We start from the raw sequence: 19,340 nt of genomic DNA on the forward strand, positions 1-19,340 counted from the left end.
CCAATGACCCCTTACGGCTCGCGCGGCGTCTTCTATCTCTGTTGACAGGCTGCTTATAAAATATCTTTCCTCTATTTGCTCCTTCCCGTCTGCCCCCTTTATCGTGTTCCGCGTCAATAAAATGCTTTTCAGTCCTGGCCATGCCTTTTTCTGGCTTAACCAACCTATATCTTCTGTCTGCCAGTACTCCCTCTTTTCGACTTTCCCTCTTGCTTTTTCCACTGTCTTTTTATAGGCGCATTTTTCCCGTAGCTCCGGGTCTGAGAAATAAAGTCTCACATCTTCATACAAGCTCCCCTGATTCCCTTTTAACGCCAACACATAGTCCGCCCGTTTCTGTCTAATTTTCTTCGCGATTTCCGTCTGCGTCCCCATGGCGTCCGTTGTGATGATACATCCTTTTATCGTTAGACTGTCCAGCAGTTCGGGGATGGCCATGATTTCATTTGTCTTTTCCTCTACCCGTTTTTGACCCAGGCAAAAGCCGTTCTCATCCACAGCACTGACAATATGGTTCCCTTTCTGGTTTTTATTTCCATTTCCCCTTTGGGTTTTTCCGTCAATGGCAAGCAGTTTCCTGATTTTTTCTCCTTCCTCACGATTCAGCATTTCGTTCCATTTTTTCTGGAATTGCTCCAAAAATTCCGACGGCACCATCGCAAATACCCTCTGGATTGTATCATGGGAGGGAATCCCATTGGGAAGTTCCAAATAATTTCGCAGAAATTTCTCGTGCTCCTTTCCAAACACTTCCATTTCCACCCAGTCATCCGCATTTGCAAGCATAGCGAAAAAAACGAGCAGGATAATATCCTTCATTTTATGCAGAACCTTTTTCTCCTGTCTAAGATCCGTCACCGTACCTACAAAATCTAACACTTCTTTCATAACATCCCATCCTTTTTTCTTTTAGTATACCAGAAAAAAGACGGATGTTCATAATTTGTTCATTCGTGCGTTTGTCGTGGGCGGGGAGTTGGGGGATTTCAAGACAGAACTTTCTAGCTTTCTAGCGATTGTCCGCCATCCCCTTGCCAAAAGAATTATTTCCCTGTAAAATAATTTTGTCAATTTATTAAAGGAGAAGAATATGTTGTCACTGCGTCGTATTTGTCAAATATTAATTATCATAGCGATCCTTACAATAGTGATCTTAGGCTTTCATTCCCCGTTAGAAACCACTTTCTATACATTTTCCAATTCTAAACTGCCAGACGCTTTCAATGGCTATAAAATTGTATTGTTGACGGACTTTCATTTAAAGGAATTTGGCGATCATGAATCCGTCCTGGTACAAAAAGTTGCTGATTGTAAGCCAGACCTAATTTTATTGGGAGGCGATTTTATAGATGAAAAACACACCTCCCTTTCTCCTTTAAACGATTTGTTAAAAGGAATCCACACACTGGCTCCTATTTATTTTGTCAGTGGAAATCATGAATTCGATAAGTCTACAGGAGAGCCCATTCTTCAATACGCAGAAATGCAGGCGCTTTTTTCCCAATACGGCGTTCAAGACATTGATGACCAGACAATCACCCTTATCAAAGATTCCGACAGCATTCAGCTCACCGGCCGAAAATGGCGTTCCACCAATCCGGCCAGAGGGCTTTCACCTGCTGATGATAATACCTTTCATCTATTATTGTTTCATGGTGGAAATTTTTTTGATCAGCTGTCGCCTTACGGATATGATCTTATCCTGTCTGGCCATACGCATGGAGGTATTGTGCGCTTGCCTTTTTTAGGTGGAGTATTCTCAAACACCGGATCACTTTTTCCCAAATATGACGCCGGATTGTTTCATCAAGGGAGTAGCTCCATCATTATCAGCCGAGGGCTTGGAGATGCGCGAATTCCCCGTTTTAACAATCCGCCGGAAATTGTCTGTATTACTCTTTATCAAAAATAGGAAAAATTTGCTCTAATATTGATAAAATCTGTTCCCCATGGTAGTCCCCCAGTTTTCCATGCGTCCCATGGGGATTTTCATACAGAAAGACGTCTCCACCAAGCGTCTCCACGTTGCTCTTATAATTTCTCACCTGATCAATAGACATATACTCGTCATCTGTGCCATTTACCATAATGGTCGGAATTTGTGCGAGCTTTTGTATGGAATCAATGGGACTATTGTTTTTTGCCCACAGAATCTCACTTTCTTTTTCTTCATCACTGATTCCCGTGAGTTTTTTTTCTGTTGCAGACCATTTTCCCGGAACATGATCCAGTGCGCGGCAAAATATATCTTCTAAATCAGGAGATGATGCCATTGATATTATTATTTGGGGACCCGTTTCCCCGTACGCCCCCATATAAAAGGAAAACATTCCGCCTAAAGATACCCCGTACATTCCAAAACGCTCCGCATCACAAACTTCCATCTTATCAATATCTTTTAGGATTCCCTCCACCTTTTCCTTGCTGCCCGTGATCATTTCATGGATGTAGATGTTCTTCCCATAATCTTGTTCTTCGTGTCCGTAAAGATCAAACGTAACAACCGCATATCCTTTATTATAAAAATTTTGTGCAGCCTGCTCCATATCTCTATGGTTTCCCCCCAAGCCATGGCAGAGTATTATAACCGGTTCATCTGTACAGTCGCCATGCTCGGCCATATAATACACCATATCTCCTGTTGTTTTCTGCTCTAAGTGAAATGTTTCCTTTTCACAGCCTGCCAGTCCTATCGTCACACAAATGCCGAGTAACAGAAATAATCGTTTCATTTCGATAAAATCAGGTCCTCAATATCACCAAGCGTATCTATTTGGTTAAGCTCCCTTTCTGAAATTCGGATGCCAAACGCATCTTCAATTTGACATATAAATTGAAAAAATTCAAGGGAGCTTAATTCCATATCTGCCATAACAGATGTTTCCCTATCAAATTCTATATTTTCCTGACAACTCATTTTTGCAATTTCAATAATTTTTTCTAACATTTTTTATTCCTCCTAAAAACTTTTTTAAACAAATACATCCGCAAGATATAAAGCATCCGCGAAGAATCAGCTGAAACAAACTTCCTGCAAGACTTTCCTCTCCAACCAGCCGAAACAAATATTTCCATGGTACAACAGCGCCTTCAAAAGAATGTATACACAAAATCCACATCGTATATCTGCCAATCGTCCCCAATTTTTCAATAAATCTATTTTCAACACGGCTCAGTTGGACTCCTGCCTTGATAATGAGAAACGCGCCGCAAAGACTACTTAACACAGCGGGCATTCCGTTTCCGAAACGATAAGTTGCAAGATCACAAATTGTTTCCCGACTGGACAGATACCCTATGCTGAGCCATATAAGCGCTAAAACGCTCCCCCAGATAACCGGAATCTTCTTTTCCAGTAATTTCTCTTTCTTCATTATATAACCCACATATATAAATAACTGAGCAATCATTCCCTGTGCAATCTGGAAAGGCAATTTATAAGACAATACCATTGTTCCCACCCAGCAGATTCCTATAGATACAAGTCCCCTTGTACGTTTATTTTCAATTTGAATCAACCCATAAAATATCATCCACCCCACCATAAGTGCGAACACAAACCACATAGCACCTATACGTGAATAATTTCCTGAAATCACAAGCAACGACTGCTTTAGGAAAAGTGTACGCCATTCATCCAGATTATGTATCGCCATACGATGAACAAACCCCACCACATTAATCAAAAACATTACGATTAAATATGGTTTCAGCAAAGACTTTGCGCTAAAAACAATCCCGTCTTTTAAAGATCTTTTTTTTAACCAGTATCCACTCGTTATAAAAAATAACGGCATTAATACGGAATACGCCAATCTCCAAAAAACACTCTGTTCCACTTCTGCCAGTTCTGTATGAACACTGTGCCGAAACACAACCATCAAAATTCCTACGCCTTTCAGCAAATCAAACATCGTAAGACTTATTATTTTTTTCCTTATTTTCATTTTAAACTCTTACTATTCCTTTCATCTTATCCCAAGCAGAGATAAATTCCCGTCTTCCCAAAAACAGATAAACGCCGTAACTCACCAGATAGCCGCCAAATGCCTGCACCGGCGTCAATTTCCAGCTGAAGAATACAAATAAGCTTACCAGTAAAAGTTCCTGTAGCGCCAATTTTCCTATTTTTATGTTCAGGTACCGTTTCACCATACATTCTGTAAGAAAACTCTTTAACGCATACAGCCCCATAATGGATACCACCGCCCAATCCACACTTCTCAATACATATACGGTAATCCATGTAACAAACACACTGATTAACAATGATACCATATTTGCATACAGCATATATTTCTGCCCTCCCCACACCTTTAGATAAGTACAGGAAAGCACTGCTGTCCGAACCTCATAAATACATAGCGGCAGCAAAACGGCCAAATATTTTATGCTGTCCGAATATTGAGGCAGCCATAAACTTAAACTATAGCTTACCGGAACATAGGCCAAAAGAGTGCCCAGCAATGGTTTCGTCATTAATTCCCGCAATGGTTTATACAAATCATTTGCTTTACCTGGTTCCAAACGACGCAGAGCCGGAAAAATTACAATGCTTACTGCAGTAATGCACGTCACTAACATATTTGCCATACTAAAGGACAGTGAAATTTTGCCAAAAACAATCGTCCCATACTCTCGTTCGATTGCAAACCGTACCACCCCAATCATCATCTGCCCCAGGAAACTGGCAATCGAAATACTGAATCCCGTTCGGATTAATTCCGTTTCCAAACAAAAGGCCTCGTACAGTTTACACGGTTTTGCTGCCACAATTTCCCGGCATAGCCATGCCGTGTATAACAAAAACACTCCGTTACTGACTATTTCAGCAATTATAAACACACAAAAATTATTTTTTCCTATTACTATACAGATAGCAGCAAGAACTAAAAACAAAATTCTTTCTCCAGAATACGCTCTGGCATATTCTGCGATTCGATTGGAGGCCTGAAGTATCGTCTGAAACTGAAATCGCGTCACCCTTAGGATCATATAAACTGTCGCGCCCATTAGAATCACATATCTGGCAGAATCCCCCTTTACCTGCGGCAAAACAACTCCCAAAAACAGAGCCGCAACAACAAGTTCATGCAAAACAATCCCTCTAACTTGAGAGGATACAGCCCCCCGATCCAGATCGTGATAATTCGCACCACCGTATTTGATATAAAGGCCTTCACACCAGCCTAAAGAAGAATACTGGAGATATGTAGTATAAAAATGATACAGCTGCCAATAGCTGTACGCTTGTATCGTCATAACTTTCGGCATTACCATGGTAAGGATCAGCGTTGTTATAATTTGGATCATATTGGCCCCTACCGCAAATACCACATTCTTAACAAATAAATGCACCTGCTTATTCATGATTCTTTACTGCGTTCCTATAGAAATCGTCCAGTTCTCCCGCTGCTTTATGAATATCATAAAGTCCATTTTTCATGGTCTCCCCATGACATCGAATCCCGGATTTTAACATCTCATCCACTTTTTCTGCCCAGCGCTCCGGCGATTCATTAAGACTCATAAAACAGATTCCGCCTGTCACATCCGTTTTGCGATCCACCCGATCTGAGGCCAAAATTGCTCGGCTCGCCGCTTGAGCCTCCAACAGAACAACTGGAAGACCTTCATAAAGAGAAGGAAATACAAATATATCCATCGCCGATAAAAGGCGATAAATATCTTGCCGGCTGCCAGCAAAGCGTACGTTTTTCGAAGGAAAGTCCCGTTCAGCTTTTCTCATAATCCTTTCCAATTCCGGTCCATTTCCTGCTAATAACAATTTAGAATCAGGGTGAATGCAGAGAAATTTCTTGAAAATTTCCAAAAGAAAATCATGGTTCTTTTGTTCCGTGAACCGGCCCACATGACCTATCACAATTCCTGTTCCCAAATTTAATTCCTGACGCACTGCATTGGCCGTTTCCTGATCTTCAGAAAACAGTTCCAAATCAATCGCATTATAAAGAAGAAAGGCCCTCTGTTTTCCCTTTTTTCCAAATAAATATTCTGCTGCATCTTCGCCGCAAGCAAAATAATTCGTCGCTGTTATACGGGATAACAGCTTACACAAACCATGAATCACTTTCTTCGCCCCGCTATCCTTTAACGCAAGATGTGAATGAGAAATCAACACCTTGGCTCCAGCGGCCCTGCCCAACAGGTTTGTCACAAAGCACATCAACGTCATGTGAGAGTGTACAATCTGAATTTGATTCATTTTTAAAATATGATAAACTTGAAGACAGCTTCGCAACGGATGTTTTCTTTTTTGCGGCACCTGATGAATATGGAATCCTAATGCTTCAAATTTTTTCTTCATATCCGGTTCAGGCGGATTATAGGTGATATAGTGAAGTTCATATAACTCCCGGTTTATATTGGAAAAATAATTATAGATTACTGCCTCTACCCCGCCGGCAGTTAACGCTCCCACAATATGGGCAATTTTTATTTTTTTCTGTTCTTCCATATTATCCAGTCCTCTTTATCATCCTTCTTGCCTTTACCAAAATTCGGATTACTGCTATTTTGTGATGTTTTAGGAAAAAAACAAATATTCTTTGTTCCCTTGAAAGCAACCTGTAATTTACATTTTCAAAGGCAGTTTTATAGGGTTCTTGATCCAGTGCATTCAAAATTTTTCTTTTCACTGTACAATAATCCATCGGATTGCTTTTATTAAAATAATACAATCGCATTCCGGAATACATTCTGGTACAAATATGAGCCTGCAATGCCTCTCTGTATTCTGTTGGAAGATGATACTTTTCTATAATCTTCTCCTGACATCGAAACATAATTTCGTTATAAAACATAACTTTAGGATTATACGCATTAGTAACGGAACTATTCAAATGCCTGTAATGATACAATGCCTGTTTCACATAATACATACGGGAAGTACACTGCAATATTTCTGTTACAAAAATGGTATCCTGTCCCTTCCGCGCCTCAGGCTCAAACCATAAATCATGCTCTCGAACCAGGGCAGTCCGAAACATTTTGCTCCAAATCGTATTTGTCTCATAATGAATTTCTTTATTATTAACCGTGAAAATATTAAATGGCGCAATCCTTAAGCTTTTTATCCACTCCTCACCCAGAAAGCCCGAGTGGCCCTTTAAGCTTTTCTGAATGGAAATTTCCGGAAATTCATTATAGTAATCAAAAAACAGAATATCTGCATCTACACGATCTGCTGTTTTCGTTAAAATTTCTACATACTGTTTTTCTACCCAATCATCTGGATCAATAAACACAATCCAGTCACCAACTGCTGCCCTCATCCCTGCATTCCGGGCCTCCGATACTCCTTTGTTGGTTTGATGAATTACCGAAAACTGTCCGCTATTTCGGACATATTCGTCACATATAGCCCCGCACTGATCAGGAGAGCCATCGTCAACTAAAATAACTTCAAAATTTTGAAACGTTTGTTCTTTCAAACTGTCCAGGCATTGGCGGAGATAACTTTCTTTTATTTTATATATAGGTACAATAATGCTCAAAAAACATCTGTTCATCTACTTTCCTCCGTGCAGGAGCTTTCTGTACAAGGCTTTATACGAATTAGCCATCTGTTCAGCCGTAAATCTCCTCTTTACTGTTTCCTGAGCGTTTCGCGCAATTTTTCTCCAATCATATTTTCCTGACTGTATTCCCTGAAGAATCTCAGCGAAACGCTCTGCCGAGTCGCACAGAAAACCATCTTCTCCATCGCAGATTACTTCTCTCATACCAGGAATGGGAGCTACAATACATATTTTTTTCAAATACATAGCCTCTAACAGAGCAATGGGTAATCCCTCCCATGCCGAAAGCAAAACAAATATGTCGCTTTCGTTTAGGTACTTCAACGCGTCATTCTGATCTGTCCATCCTGTAATCTCAATATTATCCGACTGTAGTTCCTCTCTCAGTTCGCCATCTCCAATCCAAAGGAAATGATGTCCAGGATGCCTGACTGCAATCTGTTGAAAACGATGGGGCTGCTTTTGCACGCAAATTCTTCCCATAGTTGCTATTTTGAATGAGTCTGAATCAAGATTCGGGAAACGAGGTTCCGGAAAGTTTTTTTGTTGTAATTCTATTCCATTATTAATGTACATCGAATTTAAAGTTACCTTCCTCGAGATCTCCCATTCCCCTTTCGAACAGCAAATAGTAAATCCCCCCTTTTTCGCAGCAGCCTTTTCCAGGTAATAATATATTTTCCTTCGAAGAACGGGATCGTCCAATTTTAAAAACGGATAACCATGAGGCGTATACAACACTTGGTATTTCGTCATATTTATTGCCCATCTCCCAATAAATCCAGATTTGGCGGAATGCAAATGAATAATATCTGGATTAATCTTTTTAACAATTCTACGAATCTCCACAAAGTTTAACAAATCTCCCCACCCTATTTTCCTGCCCGCGTGCTGCATTTCCATAATGTGTATACGGCTATCCAGCTGTTCTCTGTAATTTGGGGGTGTTTGCGGACGCAATGAACATAAAAGATACGTATCAAATTCATCGCAGGTTCTGCACAGTAGCGAGCTTACCATTGTATACACGCCGCCACCAAAAGCCTCTACAATATGGAGTACCTTTGCTTTTTCCAAATTATGATCCCTCCCATCAATATTTAAAAAATACTGTGTGATACGGAAGAACCCCATACCATTGATTTTTATACACATCATACAGGAGCTTACTCGCATATAATCCGATTATAAGAATTACAATCCCCCACTTCCACTTCTGATCTTTTTCCCTTTTTACAAAAAAGGGAAGACTAAAGATCTGCACTACAGCAAACCCTTCTGCGATTCTCAAGACCTGTGGCAGTACAGCCGACAGCAAAAGAATCATGCACGGTAGCATCGACATTACCGCAAAAAAACCTGCTTTCTCCATTTCTCCATTCTTCAAAAAGTTTTGTCTCCGTTCCAAACGGTTTAAACAACACAAATGAACCGCAAAAATAACCAGCGCCGTCATAAAGCCAATCATATAAAAATTGTTCTGATTATATAAGCTATCAAAATACCAAGCAAATCTGGTAAAACGAACCAATAACGGCACCAAAATTTTAACTATTGGAAGACCGATACAATATAAGGCAAAACCTTTTAACATCGTTGCAGAATGATATCTTCTTCCAGCCAAAAAATAAACCGGAAAATAGATAATGGATGATGTATGAATCAGGGTAGCAACTACCATTAAAATCATGTATGCCCATACCTGTCTTTTTAGCGCATACTTAATCGCAAATACAAACGCACTCATGGCCAGCATTTGCCGTATCTGATTTAAAGAAGTAAAATATTTATTAGTCAAAAAGAACAGCAAAATACTGAATACGATCATATCTGATTGCTGATATATTCCCAGGAAAAAGAATAACAACGTTAAAAATCCCACTACAGCAAACAGCAGCGCAGAGTTTGGAGTTATAGCATAAAGTACACGATTTAAAAGATTAAATAACGGCTCCGAAAATTGTCTGATCCCATGATTGATATAATAATAATACGAATCATAAATCGGCCAATCCGTTCCCACCTGCCCTCGAAACATAGAGTTTATGGCAAACGGCAAAAAAGAACATACCGCTAATAATCTGTATGTCCCCCTTAGCATAGGATAAGGCTTGGTGTTGCAGGCGAGTCGGGCAAAACTTAAAGATATAGCAACCACAATCAAATAGACATACATCGTCCCTTACTCCTTAAAATTAGGAATTACTCCGAGAACCGCTAGCTGTCCATAAAGCTGTACATCCTTCAGAGTTTCTATCCTGAAAGAAAGGACTACCGTCAAAATTCGAATTAAAATATAAACGAATGCTCCTCCGACTGTACAGAAAATAACCGTCAAGCTTCGCTGTTTCGTTGCATCATAGGTTTTTCCCGCTCCTTGAGAATAATCCAATACACGCATGGTATTACTATCTGACAAGTTATTAATCTCCTGCACAAACGCATCTGCTACTGCATTAACTACAGCCACACTGTCCGTCTGTCTTGACGAGTCCGCATAAATTTTTAACACAGCTGTGTTATTCTCATATACATAGGTACTACCCTGTATTACTCGTGCATCTGTGGAAATCATGTCATATATCTGACCTACCGTTAAATGAGTCGGCCCTAAAAGTACCCTGGCCCGCTCTGCTACCTTCCTGGACTTTACAATTTCCGAATACACTTTCAAAGCATTCAAGCCTTGCGCCGACTCGTCATAGGAACCATCCGCGAAACTGTATACCGTAGCCAACGCACGATACGAATTTTCTGGGTTTACATACAGCAACGCTGCCAGAATTCCAATTGCCGTGCCTACCATCGCTGCTACCAGAATGCGAGGAATACTTTTTTTCAATACAATCAGGCAATATCCAAAATCAATACTTATTATTCGACTCAGCTCCATTTTTGTTTCCTCCAGTTTTCATCCGTTTTCTGCTACATACAACCCCAATCCTTAAAATTCCAATTAAAACAATTCCAATCCCGATTGCTGTAACAGACGACAGCATCTTAGCCGAAAATATTCCCTTTTCTTTGTTCTCAGTATCTTCCCTCTCAAAATCATAAGATACGTCAGTCTGCAATTCGAAAGACGGCAGCTCATACATATCTCCATCTTCATCCTCATAAGATAAACGTATCTGAAGCTCTTGATCTCCACCTTGTGTAAAAGTTATGTATTGTTCATCATTCATCTGCCGCCCAATGGATGCCGGTTCCAAAATAATTTCCTGATCCGCAGTCGTTATATTTCCGCTTACAGTCATAATCACTTTTCTGATTTGTTTTTCCCCAGTATTCTCATATTTCAGATCCATCAATGTGGGAATGTAGGCATATACACGATCCGGAATGGTTACTTCTAAAAGTTTCAGCTCTGAACGTTTTGATATATCAATAGAAAAAGCCGTAGAATTACTTCCAATCGTTCCTGTCTGAGAAGCATAGTTAAAGCTACACTCTAAAATCAAATTGCTAAGCAGTTCCTCTTTCACATTTCTGGACACGGTCAACCGGAATATATACGTTTCTGTTTCTCCCGCTTCCAGCCTTTCCGCATAACGCTGATTTACATCCCCTTCCGCCAAATAGACTCCCTCTGTCTTTATGGCTAAAGTTGTTCGTACCTGCGAGGCTGCCAGTGATGGATCCACATTTTTTACCTGCACCGTCAAATCAAATTCTTTCCCCGGCGACACATCTCCCTCTATGTCATATTCTGGTATCATTACAATAGGACAACGGGGATTTCCCATTTGTGCCGTTTGACTCGTTTGCTCTGGCTCCGCATATACTGATACTGATGGTATAAAACACAAAAGCAACAGACATGACAAACCTACCATTTTTTTTAAAATTTGTTTCCAGCTTTTCCATATTCGATTCCAGCCCCGTTTCCTGGTTTCCCTATGGAGATATTCTTTCTTTTCAAAATAGTCAAATCGATTCATATATTGACGATAAACATCCCAACTTGCCTTTGTCGCTATGATTCCGGATATTGGAACCCCCAACTGATCCAATTGTACCTTCACATTCTCAAGCTGTTTCTTTTGGGATTCTTCCATCGCCGCTACAAGAACCACAGAATCTGCCAACGAACACAAAACTTTACTGTCAAGTGTTGCTGATAAGGACGGTGTGTCGATTACAATAAAGTCATATGTCTCATTCAAACTTTGCAGCAGTTCTTTCAACTTGTTGGAACAAAGAATCTTTACTGTATGATCGCCTCCCGCTGTCCCTCCGCCGATATAATGCAGATGCTTGACATTTGTCTGAAACACAATTTCTTCATCCGAGACAGTACCCACAATATAATCGGATAAACCGCGAGCTCCTATTTTTTCATTTAAGTGCTGATGTACTTTTTCTTTACGCATATCCATATCAATCAGCAAGGTTTTTCTTCCTGCCTCGGCAAAAGATACTGCCAGCTCCACCGATACTGCAGTAGCACCCGTTCCAGGACTGCACCCACAAACCGCATATATTTTATGACCATGCTGCATATGATCCATATATAAATTTGTTACCACATGATCATAAGCAGATAGCACTGCCTGACTGGAATTTCTATAAATATTAATTACCATGCTTTAATCCTCTTTTACCTGACACGAGTCATTCCAGATCTGATACTCATTTTCTAATTTGTATCGTTTCAGCTTACCAGTCGCTGTACGAGGCAATTTTTCTTCTCGGTACCAAATATGACGTATTCTCTGACCTGGAGTGCAATCCCTGTTATAAGCCTCTATTCCTTTTTGAATCATTTGGACATTCGTGTCTGGCTCTACGACTATCACTGCACATATTCCGCATTGAGGGACATAGACTACAGCAGCCTCCTGAACTCCCTTTATCTGGTTTAATGCGCTATCTATATCTTCTGCATGAATCTTTTCGCCGTTTTCAATGACAATCGTATCCCGAATTCTCCCAAGAATCATGGCCCTTCCTTCCTGATCGATTTGACCGGCATCTCCTGTCCAAAAGCACCCGTCTTCTAGCACAAGCTCTGTATCTTCTGGCCTTTTATAATATCCCTCCATACAAAATGGAAGTTTTACCCCCAATTCTCCGGTATCTCTCAATACAAATTGTATCGGACCATACGGCCTCAGCCAGTTCTCATCCTCTCCCGGCCGATTGCATGATATAAATCCAGCCGTCTCTGAGGAACCATAAATATTAACAATCTGTATTCCCCTGGCTTTTATTTTATCCGCAGACTCTTTTCGAAAACGGCTGCCTCCCAAAATCACCGCATAAAGCCGCGGCATAATTTTCTCATCCTGAAATAGGAAATCAATCATACTGGGGACTAACATCGCGATATCCGCATCAAATAAAACGGCTTCCTGTTTTAAATACCTCGGTGTCGTTCCAAGACACACCACAGCACCTTTTTTCATAATGTGGAAAATCATTGTCAAAGCATACATATGATGCAACGGTAAGGGAAGAAAAAAACGGTCCGCTTTCTTTCCCGGTAAAACGTTTTCAGCCAAAAGGATATGTTTCACAAAAACCTCTGCCGTCACCACTACTCCCTTGGAACTTTTAGATGTTCCGGAAGTAAAACATAAAAAATCTCCTCCCTGCACTGGCAGTCCTTCCAAACTTCTTCTATCTTTCGCTTGCTCAACAGAAAGAAACCTCTCGACATGATAATTATCGCGGAGAAACTCTAACTCGTCTTCTAACTCCGGAGAAATCATAAGGCATTCTGTATCTGTGTATGCCAGTAAGTGGACTAAATCTTGCTTTCCCAGTCCTGGATCCAATAAAATCAAACTTTTTCCACATAAAAGCAGTGAAAATGCCGTTAAAATCCAAGAATAAGAATTGTAACCTATAATCGCAATTCGTTGATATGTAATCTTTTCACCTATTGCCACACCATACTCCAGATCTTTTAAAAACTCAGAATATCTGACAGGTGTCACCGTATATTTATCAACCGGAAACAAAAATGCCTGTTGTTTCTCATATTTTTCTGACATTTCAATCAACAAATCCCCTAATTTAAAACTGTTCACTGTATCCTCCTTGTATTTTTACTAATTCTTCTTTCAATTGGCTGGACATAATACTGCGGCTGTGTTGTAACTATCGTGTTCTCCGGAATCGGACCATTGATAATGCAGCCTGTTCCAATCACACAGCCATCTCCCACCTGTGCTCCTTTTAAAAATGTCACATTGCTTCCTATCCAGCAGTGATTTCCTATTCGAATTTCTCCCACAGAATACCCTTGTTCTTTTATTGGCCCCGTTTCTGCAAAACGATGATTATGATCATAAATTTTTACATTTTCTCCAAATAATGTTTCATTCCCAATCTGAACATCCCCGCGGCAGCTAATAGAACAGTCATGATTAAAAAAACACCCTGCGCCAATTGTCACAACTCCCGTATCTTCCAACGCTATAGTAAAATTACGGCGAAAGGTAGTTTTTTCTCCCATTCTCAATCGGTTTCCGTAAATTAGTTTCCAAAACAGCTTAATCCAAAATGCCCGAATATGGTAATACGCTTTAATCCATAGCATATTTATTTCTCCCGAATATCTCCGCTCTCAATCTGATGAAAAATGGATAGCAGATTGCATGAAAAAAACCAACTATTGAGACAAAGACTGTCCGAGGCAGTTTTTTCAAAATTTTAATTTGCTTATTTTCTATCCCTTTATCATTGAAAAAAGGAGGCACTTCATCCTTCCAAGGGCTTATATCTTTATATTTTTGAAATTGGTTTGCCATCGGATGGTTTGAATTTTGATACCACGGACGAATCGTACATAAATTTTGAGTAAAATGAACAATTGCCGGCTTTTCCTTGGAATAAGCTATTGCTTTTTCCGAATAGTAAGATGTTGGCTTTCTAAGTCTGTATATCTCCTGATAACTCCAATTCAGAATAACCGTCATCACATTATACTCCGGTGGCAAAATCCCTATCATTCCTCTAAAAACACCATTCAGCACATCCTGATCCGCATATGTCATTCTACGGGAATATTGATTAAAAAACCGTTTTACCGCTCTCTCTGTATTAAATTCTCGGAGAGCTGCAAGATCCACAAGCAGCACTCCGCCATTCACATAGGTTTCCCATGTATTTAACCCAATATTTTTCTTATACTGTCTGCTTATACAATCCTGTACTCCCCGGAATACATATCCTTCCATATTCATTTCAAATAAAGCAGTTATGTTCTGCATAACCAGCGTATCACAATCTAGATATAGCACCTTTTGAATGTACTCCGGTAAAATATCAGCCATAAAAAGCCGGACAAACGCAATGGACGGCCATCTTCCAGAAACAGAAAAATTTCTGTTACACAGTTCATATACATTTAAAACGATACATTCAACATCATATTCTGCCGCTATTTTTATAAGTAATTCTTTATTTTTTTCCTGTATATCGTAGCCTAAAATAAATATTGTTAAATCCTTATTATTCTCTAACAAAGAAATCAAAGAAATTCCCAAGATCCATACATATCCATCATCACAGCTGTAGACCACTACGTTTTTTTCCAAATTCATCTTTCCACTGCCCTTCTACGGTCTACCAATGCTGTAATATTCAACCCCTGCTTTTCTCATGTCCTCCGGCGAATAAATATTGCGTCCATCATATACCAGGGCATTCTTCATCCATATCCCGTATTGTTCTGGCATAATTTCTTTAATTTCCTTCCATTCTGTAAAAATAAAGCAAATATTGGCATCTCTCAGAGCGAACTCCGCATCATCGCAGTAAGTAATACTTCCTTTTTCTATTTTTTTCTGAGAATATTTTTGTTTAAACCCTTTACATCCCACAGGATCGTAGACGTAAAGATCCGCGCCTGCATTTAGCAATAATTCTATATTTTTCAAAGAAGGAGCTGCCCTCAAATCATCGGTACCTGGTTTGAAGGTCAAGCCTAAAATTGCCGTTTTTAAACCCCGAAAACTTAAAAGACGATTCTGGGCCTTTTCAAATAAACGGACGCTCTGTGTTTCATTTACCTCTATCGCAGCACGCACTGTCTTCAGCATATACCCTTTTTGCCTTGCTAAAAAATCAAGTGCTTTTGTATCTTTAGGAAAACACGAACCCCCATACCCGATTCCAGCCTTTAAAAAGTCTTTTCCAATTCTTGTATCATATCCCATTCCCTCTGCCACATCCTGCACATTCGCTCCCACTAATTCACATAAATTCGCAATTTCATTCATGTAAGATATTTTTAAAGCCAGGAAATCATTAGCAGCATACTTAATAATTTCGGCCGATCTACGTGTTACCGACACAATTGGCAAATGAAATGGCTCATATATTTCTCTCAATAATTTCTCTGCCCCCTTGCTGTTTGTACCTATTACAATGCGTCTGGCCTTAAGGGTATCGCGGACAGCCGTTCCCTGGGAAAGGAATTCTGGATTGCTCGCAACTTCTATATGAACATCATTTTTCAAAAAATCTTTAATATATTGCTCTACCTTATCATTTGTGCCCACAGGAACTGTCGATTTAATCACAACTAGACAATCACTTTCCACACTTTCCGCAATTTGACGTGCTACCTGGGTAACATATGATAAATCAGCAGAACCATCTGGCCGTTCCGGGGTCCCGACCCCAATAAATATCACCTGAGCATTTCTATAAGCTGCTGCATAATCTGTGGTATAATCAATTCTCCCTTCCATATAATTCCGCCGCATCATCTCCTCTAATCCATCCTCATAAATTGGCGAAATTCCTTTTTTCATGGTTCTGATTTTCTCTTGATCCGTATCCACACAGATTACTTCATGGCCCATTTCCGCAAAACATACTCCTGATACCAATCCAACATAGCCGGTACCTGCCACTGCTATTCTCATTTGTTTCTCTCTCCTTCATTAAAACATTAAAATATATGGTTGTTCCTATAGCCGATTACATTGCTCCCTCTTTCTTAATAACCGTTTTTACAGTTTTGAATAGTATTTTTATATCTAATCCAAAACTCCACTCCGCAATATATTTTTTATCCAGCTTGACGACCTCCTCAAAATCTGTCACGTTACTCCTTCCGCTCACTTGCCACATACCAGTGATTCCCGGTTTAATAGCCAATCTAGTTCGATGGTGAAGATCGTACTGATTCCACTCATCAACGGTCGGAGGCCGTGTCCCCACCAGACTCATATCTCCTTTAAGCACATTAAAAAACTGAGGGAATTCATCTAAGCTCCTATCGCGAATATAATTTCCAATTCCCTTTCTGATTCTCCCATCCGGCAGTTTTTGACTGCCTATAATCCTCGGATCCCAATCTAGCTTAAACATTCTGCCATCTTTCACCCTGTTCTGAGACAGAAGTTCCTTTTTACGTTCCTCGGCATCCATATACATACTGCGAAACTTGTAAATTTTAAATTTTTTCCCATTTTTCCCTACTCTAATTTGAGAAAAGAATATAGGACCCGGAGACTGAATATAGATCATAGGACCTATAATCAAAATTAGTACCAATGTAATTCCACAACCTACCAACCCGCCGATAATATCCAATACGCGTTTCATCGCTATCTGCTTTACAGTGGCATAGTTCATGCTGGTAGTGAGCACAGTATAGTTTCCAATCCTTTCTACAAATCTCTTATAGTCCCACGTTTCCTGCGCCTTTAACAGCTCTACATGAACAACCACTCCCATTTCTATAAATTGGTTGATCAAGGCATCTAATGAAGTGGTGTTGTTCGGAAGGCTGACTAAAATTTCATCAACCCATTCCCGACAAACATAATCTGTCACATTCTCCCTGTCCGCTACTACCTCGACTCCTTCAATTTTTTCCCCGCGCATATTACAGTCCAGAACAGCAATACCAGTAAGTTGAAACGTTTCATAACTATACTTACAAAGATTGTCTACCACCTCTTTTGCCATTTCCCTCGTAGTGACAATAAGCAGGGATCGGCTTCCCTTTCCAAACCCCTTTTTTTTAAGCCTCTTTTTCCATAGCAAGCGTACAATTGTAGTTAAAACTCCATAAATTCCGCACATCATTAAAAGAGCAGCCCTAGAATACATCTGCCCTTCTTGAATTACAAATAAATAAAATACAGCCAGCAACGTCACCCACGTCACCTGCTTTGCTGTCTCTGCCAGTTCTTTGCTGACTTTTCGTTTCAAAACATTCTTTAACGTTCCTCCGAAAACGACAACTGTATTTTGAAACAGAATTAACACCAGCGCCATATTGCGATACATATAACTTTCATAGGGATTAAGGAAACCATGACGAACAAAATACGCCATTAAAAACGCAATCTGAAGACATAGTAAATCCAACACCATAAAATCCCAATGTTTCATCCAGCCTTGAATGCTTTTTCGGTACATCTCTCTTATCCTCGTTTTACAGAATTCTTAGATTACTGTTTGTCACAGAATTTTTGTTCTGTAATTACAAAAAGAGTTGTCATCCATTTTTTTCATGCTCAAAATAGGGAAAACGACTGAATCATCCTTGAAGTTTAAAGATTTGTATAAGAAATAAACCGACAAGAACTTAAATTTTCTTTGTCGGCCACACTTTGACATTCATACAATTAGAATATATGTATATCTGCTTAATAATTATGCCAGGAGAAACCCTCCTGTTCATTTTTAATACCATTTTATACAACAGAACAAAAATTCCGTTGTATCATGTTACAACCAGCCCCATCCGCTCCATTTGTCTAGCGTGCACAGCTCCGCTCTCTGCCGTATAAATTCTTGTCGTGTCGATACTAGTATGGCCGAGCAGATCTGCTAAGCGCGATAAATCCTTTTCCAAAGTATAATAAATTCTGGCAAACAAATGGCGCAGATTATGTGGAAACACTTTTTCCGGCGCAACATTTGCACTATCGCATAGCGCTTTCATTTCCCGCCAAATATTGGATCTGTTTAAAGGTCTACCATTTTTAGTAATAAAAATTGCCCCTTTGGTTCGTTTTTGTTGTTTCAGATACTCTGCCAACAAAATACATAATCTTTTAGGAAGAAGAACCTTTCTCTGCTTGCCCTTGGAAAAAACGATTGCCCGGCCTGTTTTTACAGACTCCGCTGTAATATATTCCAATTCCGATACACGGATTCCTGTACTGCAAATTGTCTGTATCACTAACGAAAGTCTCAAATTTCCTTGTTTCTGTGCCGTCCGAACTAAACGAATATATTCTTCCTGAGTTAACTCTTTGTCTTCCGAGCAGAAAAGATCTCTTTGACGTTTTAATGGTTTCACTTTTAGATCTTCCCATCCGCAAAAATTGAAATATCCATTTAAAGCAGCCAAAGCTCCATTTACACTTGAAACTGAATATTGCTCAGACAGATGTTTCTTCCAAAGGATTGTCTCCTGTTTCGTCAACACATTCCCTTTAAAAAAAATCATAGCCTCTTTTAAGCTATGAATATATTTGAGAATCGTTGCAGAACTTCTTTCCTGTTCCAGCAAGTAATTTTCATATTCTATAATGAGTTCCAGTGTCAATTTTCGATCTTCTTTTTTTACAAACATAAAAATGATCCCTCCTTATATAAGGTTTTATTATACCAATAAATTGACGGATCATTCCTTTGTTATTCTATCATAGGCCATCTTGGAAATCAAGCGCGAAAATGTACACTCAGACAGAACGTTGCACGTAGCAAATCTGTAAAAAGAGAACTTTTTCATTATTATATTATTAATTGTCCTTTTTCTCAATCAGGATTTCTATTTTATCACGCAAAAGCGTTAAAGCGTTGCGGTTTAAACTGTTG

The 19,340-nt window shown here is 39.6% G+C and carries 18 protein-coding genes; 1 reads left to right on the forward strand and 17 read right to left on the reverse strand.

The window, feature by feature from the left end; translation table 11 throughout:
* On the reverse strand, window positions 1–888 hold an 888-nt coding region (locus tag B5E84_RS12605), incomplete at its 3' end, for an ISAs1 family transposase (RefSeq protein ID WP_143469220.1).
* Window positions 889–1,090: 202 nt separating this feature from the next.
* Between B5E84_RS12605 and B5E84_RS12610 the strand changes: the two genes are divergently transcribed.
* Window positions 1,091–1,912: a metallophosphoesterase gene (locus B5E84_RS12610; RefSeq protein ID WP_087223287.1), complete on the forward strand. Its 822-nt coding sequence runs from the start codon at window positions 1,091–1,093 to the stop codon at window positions 1,910–1,912.
* Here the strand turns inward: B5E84_RS12610 and B5E84_RS12615 are convergent.
* From B5E84_RS12615 to B5E84_RS12690, 16 genes are all read right to left on the reverse strand, one after another.
* Window positions 1,893–2,732, reverse strand: a complete 840-nt coding sequence (locus B5E84_RS12615) for an alpha/beta hydrolase family protein (protein WP_087223289.1) — start codon at window positions 2,730–2,732, stop codon at window positions 1,893–1,895. The two genes, B5E84_RS12610 and B5E84_RS12615, sit on opposite strands and share 20 nt — an antisense overlap.
* Window positions 2,729–2,947 (reverse strand): acyl carrier protein, encoded by a 219-nt coding sequence (locus B5E84_RS12620; protein ID WP_087223291.1) that lies wholly within the window; start codon window positions 2,945–2,947, stop codon window positions 2,729–2,731. Before B5E84_RS12620 ends, B5E84_RS12615 begins: the two co-directional genes overlap by 4 nt.
* On the reverse strand, window positions 2,928–3,947 hold the full coding sequence (locus B5E84_RS12625; protein WP_087223293.1) for an acyltransferase family protein: 1,020 nt from the start codon (window positions 3,945–3,947) through the stop codon (window positions 2,928–2,930). Before B5E84_RS12625 ends, B5E84_RS12620 begins: the two co-directional genes overlap by 20 nt.
* Window position 3,948: 1 nt before the next feature.
* Window positions 3,949–5,370, reverse strand: a complete 1,422-nt coding sequence (locus B5E84_RS12630) for a hypothetical protein (protein ID WP_087223294.1) — start codon at window positions 5,368–5,370, stop codon at window positions 3,949–3,951.
* Window positions 5,363–6,478 carry a glycosyltransferase family 1 protein gene (locus B5E84_RS12635; RefSeq protein ID WP_087223296.1) on the reverse strand — a complete coding sequence of 372 codons (1,116 nt, stop codon included), beginning with the start codon at window positions 6,476–6,478 and terminating at the stop codon, window positions 5,363–5,365. Before B5E84_RS12635 ends, B5E84_RS12630 begins: the two co-directional genes overlap by 8 nt.
* Window position 6,479: 1 nt before the next feature.
* Window positions 6,480–7,532 (reverse strand): glycosyltransferase, encoded by a 1,053-nt coding sequence (locus B5E84_RS12640; protein WP_087223298.1) that lies wholly within the window; start codon window positions 7,530–7,532, stop codon window positions 6,480–6,482.
* On the reverse strand, window positions 7,533–8,618 hold the full coding sequence (locus B5E84_RS12645) for a glycosyltransferase (RefSeq protein ID WP_162612862.1): 1,086 nt from the start codon (window positions 8,616–8,618) through the stop codon (window positions 7,533–7,535).
* Window positions 8,619–8,634: 16 nt separating this feature from the next.
* Window positions 8,635–9,717: an EpsG family protein gene (locus B5E84_RS12650; protein ID WP_087223302.1), complete on the reverse strand. Its 1,083-nt coding sequence runs from the start codon at window positions 9,715–9,717 to the stop codon at window positions 8,635–8,637.
* Window positions 9,718–9,723: 6 nt separating this feature from the next.
* Window positions 9,724–10,434 (reverse strand): YveK family protein, encoded by a 711-nt coding sequence (locus B5E84_RS12655; protein ID WP_087223304.1) that lies wholly within the window; start codon window positions 10,432–10,434, stop codon window positions 9,724–9,726.
* A complete protein-coding gene (locus B5E84_RS12660) occupies window positions 10,406–12,127 on the reverse strand; it encodes a CpsD/CapB family tyrosine-protein kinase (RefSeq protein ID WP_087223306.1) in 1,722 nt (573 codons plus the stop codon). The genes B5E84_RS12655 and B5E84_RS12660 overlap by 29 nt, the downstream gene beginning before the upstream one ends.
* 3 nt (window positions 12,128–12,130) lie before the next feature.
* Entirely contained in the window at window positions 12,131–13,576 is a 1,446-nt protein-coding gene (locus tag B5E84_RS12665; protein ID WP_087223308.1) for a class I adenylate-forming enzyme family protein, read from the reverse strand.
* Window positions 13,573–14,088 carry an acyltransferase gene (locus tag B5E84_RS12670; RefSeq protein WP_087223310.1) on the reverse strand — a complete coding sequence of 172 codons (516 nt, stop codon included), beginning with the start codon at window positions 14,086–14,088 and terminating at the stop codon, window positions 13,573–13,575. The genes B5E84_RS12665 and B5E84_RS12670 overlap by 4 nt, the downstream gene beginning before the upstream one ends.
* Entirely contained in the window at window positions 14,075–15,094 is a 1,020-nt protein-coding gene (locus B5E84_RS12675) for a glycosyltransferase family 8 protein (RefSeq protein ID WP_087223312.1), read from the reverse strand. Before B5E84_RS12675 ends, B5E84_RS12670 begins: the two co-directional genes overlap by 14 nt.
* A gap of 15 nt (window positions 15,095–15,109) precedes the next feature.
* Window positions 15,110–16,423: a UDP-glucose dehydrogenase family protein gene (locus B5E84_RS12680; RefSeq protein WP_087223314.1), complete on the reverse strand. Its 1,314-nt coding sequence runs from the start codon at window positions 16,421–16,423 to the stop codon at window positions 15,110–15,112.
* 55 nt (window positions 16,424–16,478) lie between these two features.
* A complete protein-coding gene (locus B5E84_RS12685; protein WP_087223316.1) occupies window positions 16,479–17,930 on the reverse strand; it encodes a sugar transferase in 1,452 nt (483 codons plus the stop codon).
* Window positions 17,931–18,237: 307 nt separating this feature from the next.
* Window positions 18,238–19,095, reverse strand: a complete 858-nt coding sequence (locus tag B5E84_RS12690) for a tyrosine-type recombinase/integrase (protein WP_087223318.1) — start codon at window positions 19,093–19,095, stop codon at window positions 18,238–18,240.
* Between the last annotated feature and the right edge of the window lie 245 nt (window positions 19,096–19,340).

It is taken from the genome of Lachnoclostridium sp. An14 (assembly GCF_002160755.1).
Taxonomy (GTDB): Bacteria; Bacillota; Clostridia; order Lachnospirales; family Lachnospiraceae; genus Lachnoclostridium_A.

Coding starts and splice junctions, on each gene's coding strand:
- B5E84_RS12610 (WP_087223287.1), top strand. CDS start 1,091: ATGTTGTCACTGCGTCGTATTTGTCAAATATTAATTATCATAGCGATC.
- B5E84_RS12615 (WP_087223289.1), bottom strand. CDS start 2,732: ATGAAACGATTATTTCTGTTACTCGGCATTTGTGTGACGATAGGACTG.
- B5E84_RS12620 (WP_087223291.1), bottom strand. CDS start 2,947: ATGTTAGAAAAAATTATTGAAATTGCAAAAATGAGTTGTCAGGAAAAT.
- B5E84_RS12625 (WP_087223293.1), bottom strand. CDS start 3,947: ATGAAAATAAGGAAAAAAATAATAAGTCTTACGATGTTTGATTTGCTG.
- B5E84_RS12630 (WP_087223294.1), bottom strand. CDS start 5,370: ATGAATAAGCAGGTGCATTTATTTGTTAAGAATGTGGTATTTGCGGTA.
- B5E84_RS12635 (WP_087223296.1), bottom strand. CDS start 6,478: ATGGAAGAACAGAAAAAAATAAAAATTGCCCATATTGTGGGAGCGTTA.
- B5E84_RS12640 (WP_087223298.1), bottom strand. CDS start 7,532: ATGAACAGATGTTTTTTGAGCATTATTGTACCTATATATAAAATAAAA.
- B5E84_RS12650 (WP_087223302.1), bottom strand. CDS start 9,717: ATGTATGTCTATTTGATTGTGGTTGCTATATCTTTAAGTTTTGCCCGA.
- B5E84_RS12655 (WP_087223304.1), bottom strand. CDS start 10,434: ATGGAGCTGAGTCGAATAATAAGTATTGATTTTGGATATTGCCTGATT.
- B5E84_RS12660 (WP_087223306.1), bottom strand. CDS start 12,127: ATGGTAATTAATATTTATAGAAATTCCAGTCAGGCAGTGCTATCTGCT.
- B5E84_RS12670 (WP_087223310.1), bottom strand. CDS start 14,088: ATGCTATGGATTAAAGCGTATTACCATATTCGGGCATTTTGGATTAAG.
- B5E84_RS12675 (WP_087223312.1), bottom strand. CDS start 15,094: ATGAATTTGGAAAAAAACGTAGTGGTCTACAGCTGTGATGATGGATAT.
- B5E84_RS12680 (WP_087223314.1), bottom strand. CDS start 16,423: ATGAGAATAGCAGTGGCAGGTACCGGCTATGTTGGATTGGTATCAGGA.
- B5E84_RS12685 (WP_087223316.1), bottom strand. CDS start 17,930: ATGTACCGAAAAAGCATTCAAGGCTGGATGAAACATTGGGATTTTATG.
- B5E84_RS12690 (WP_087223318.1), bottom strand. CDS start 19,095: ATGTTTGTAAAAAAAGAAGATCGAAAATTGACACTGGAACTCATTATA.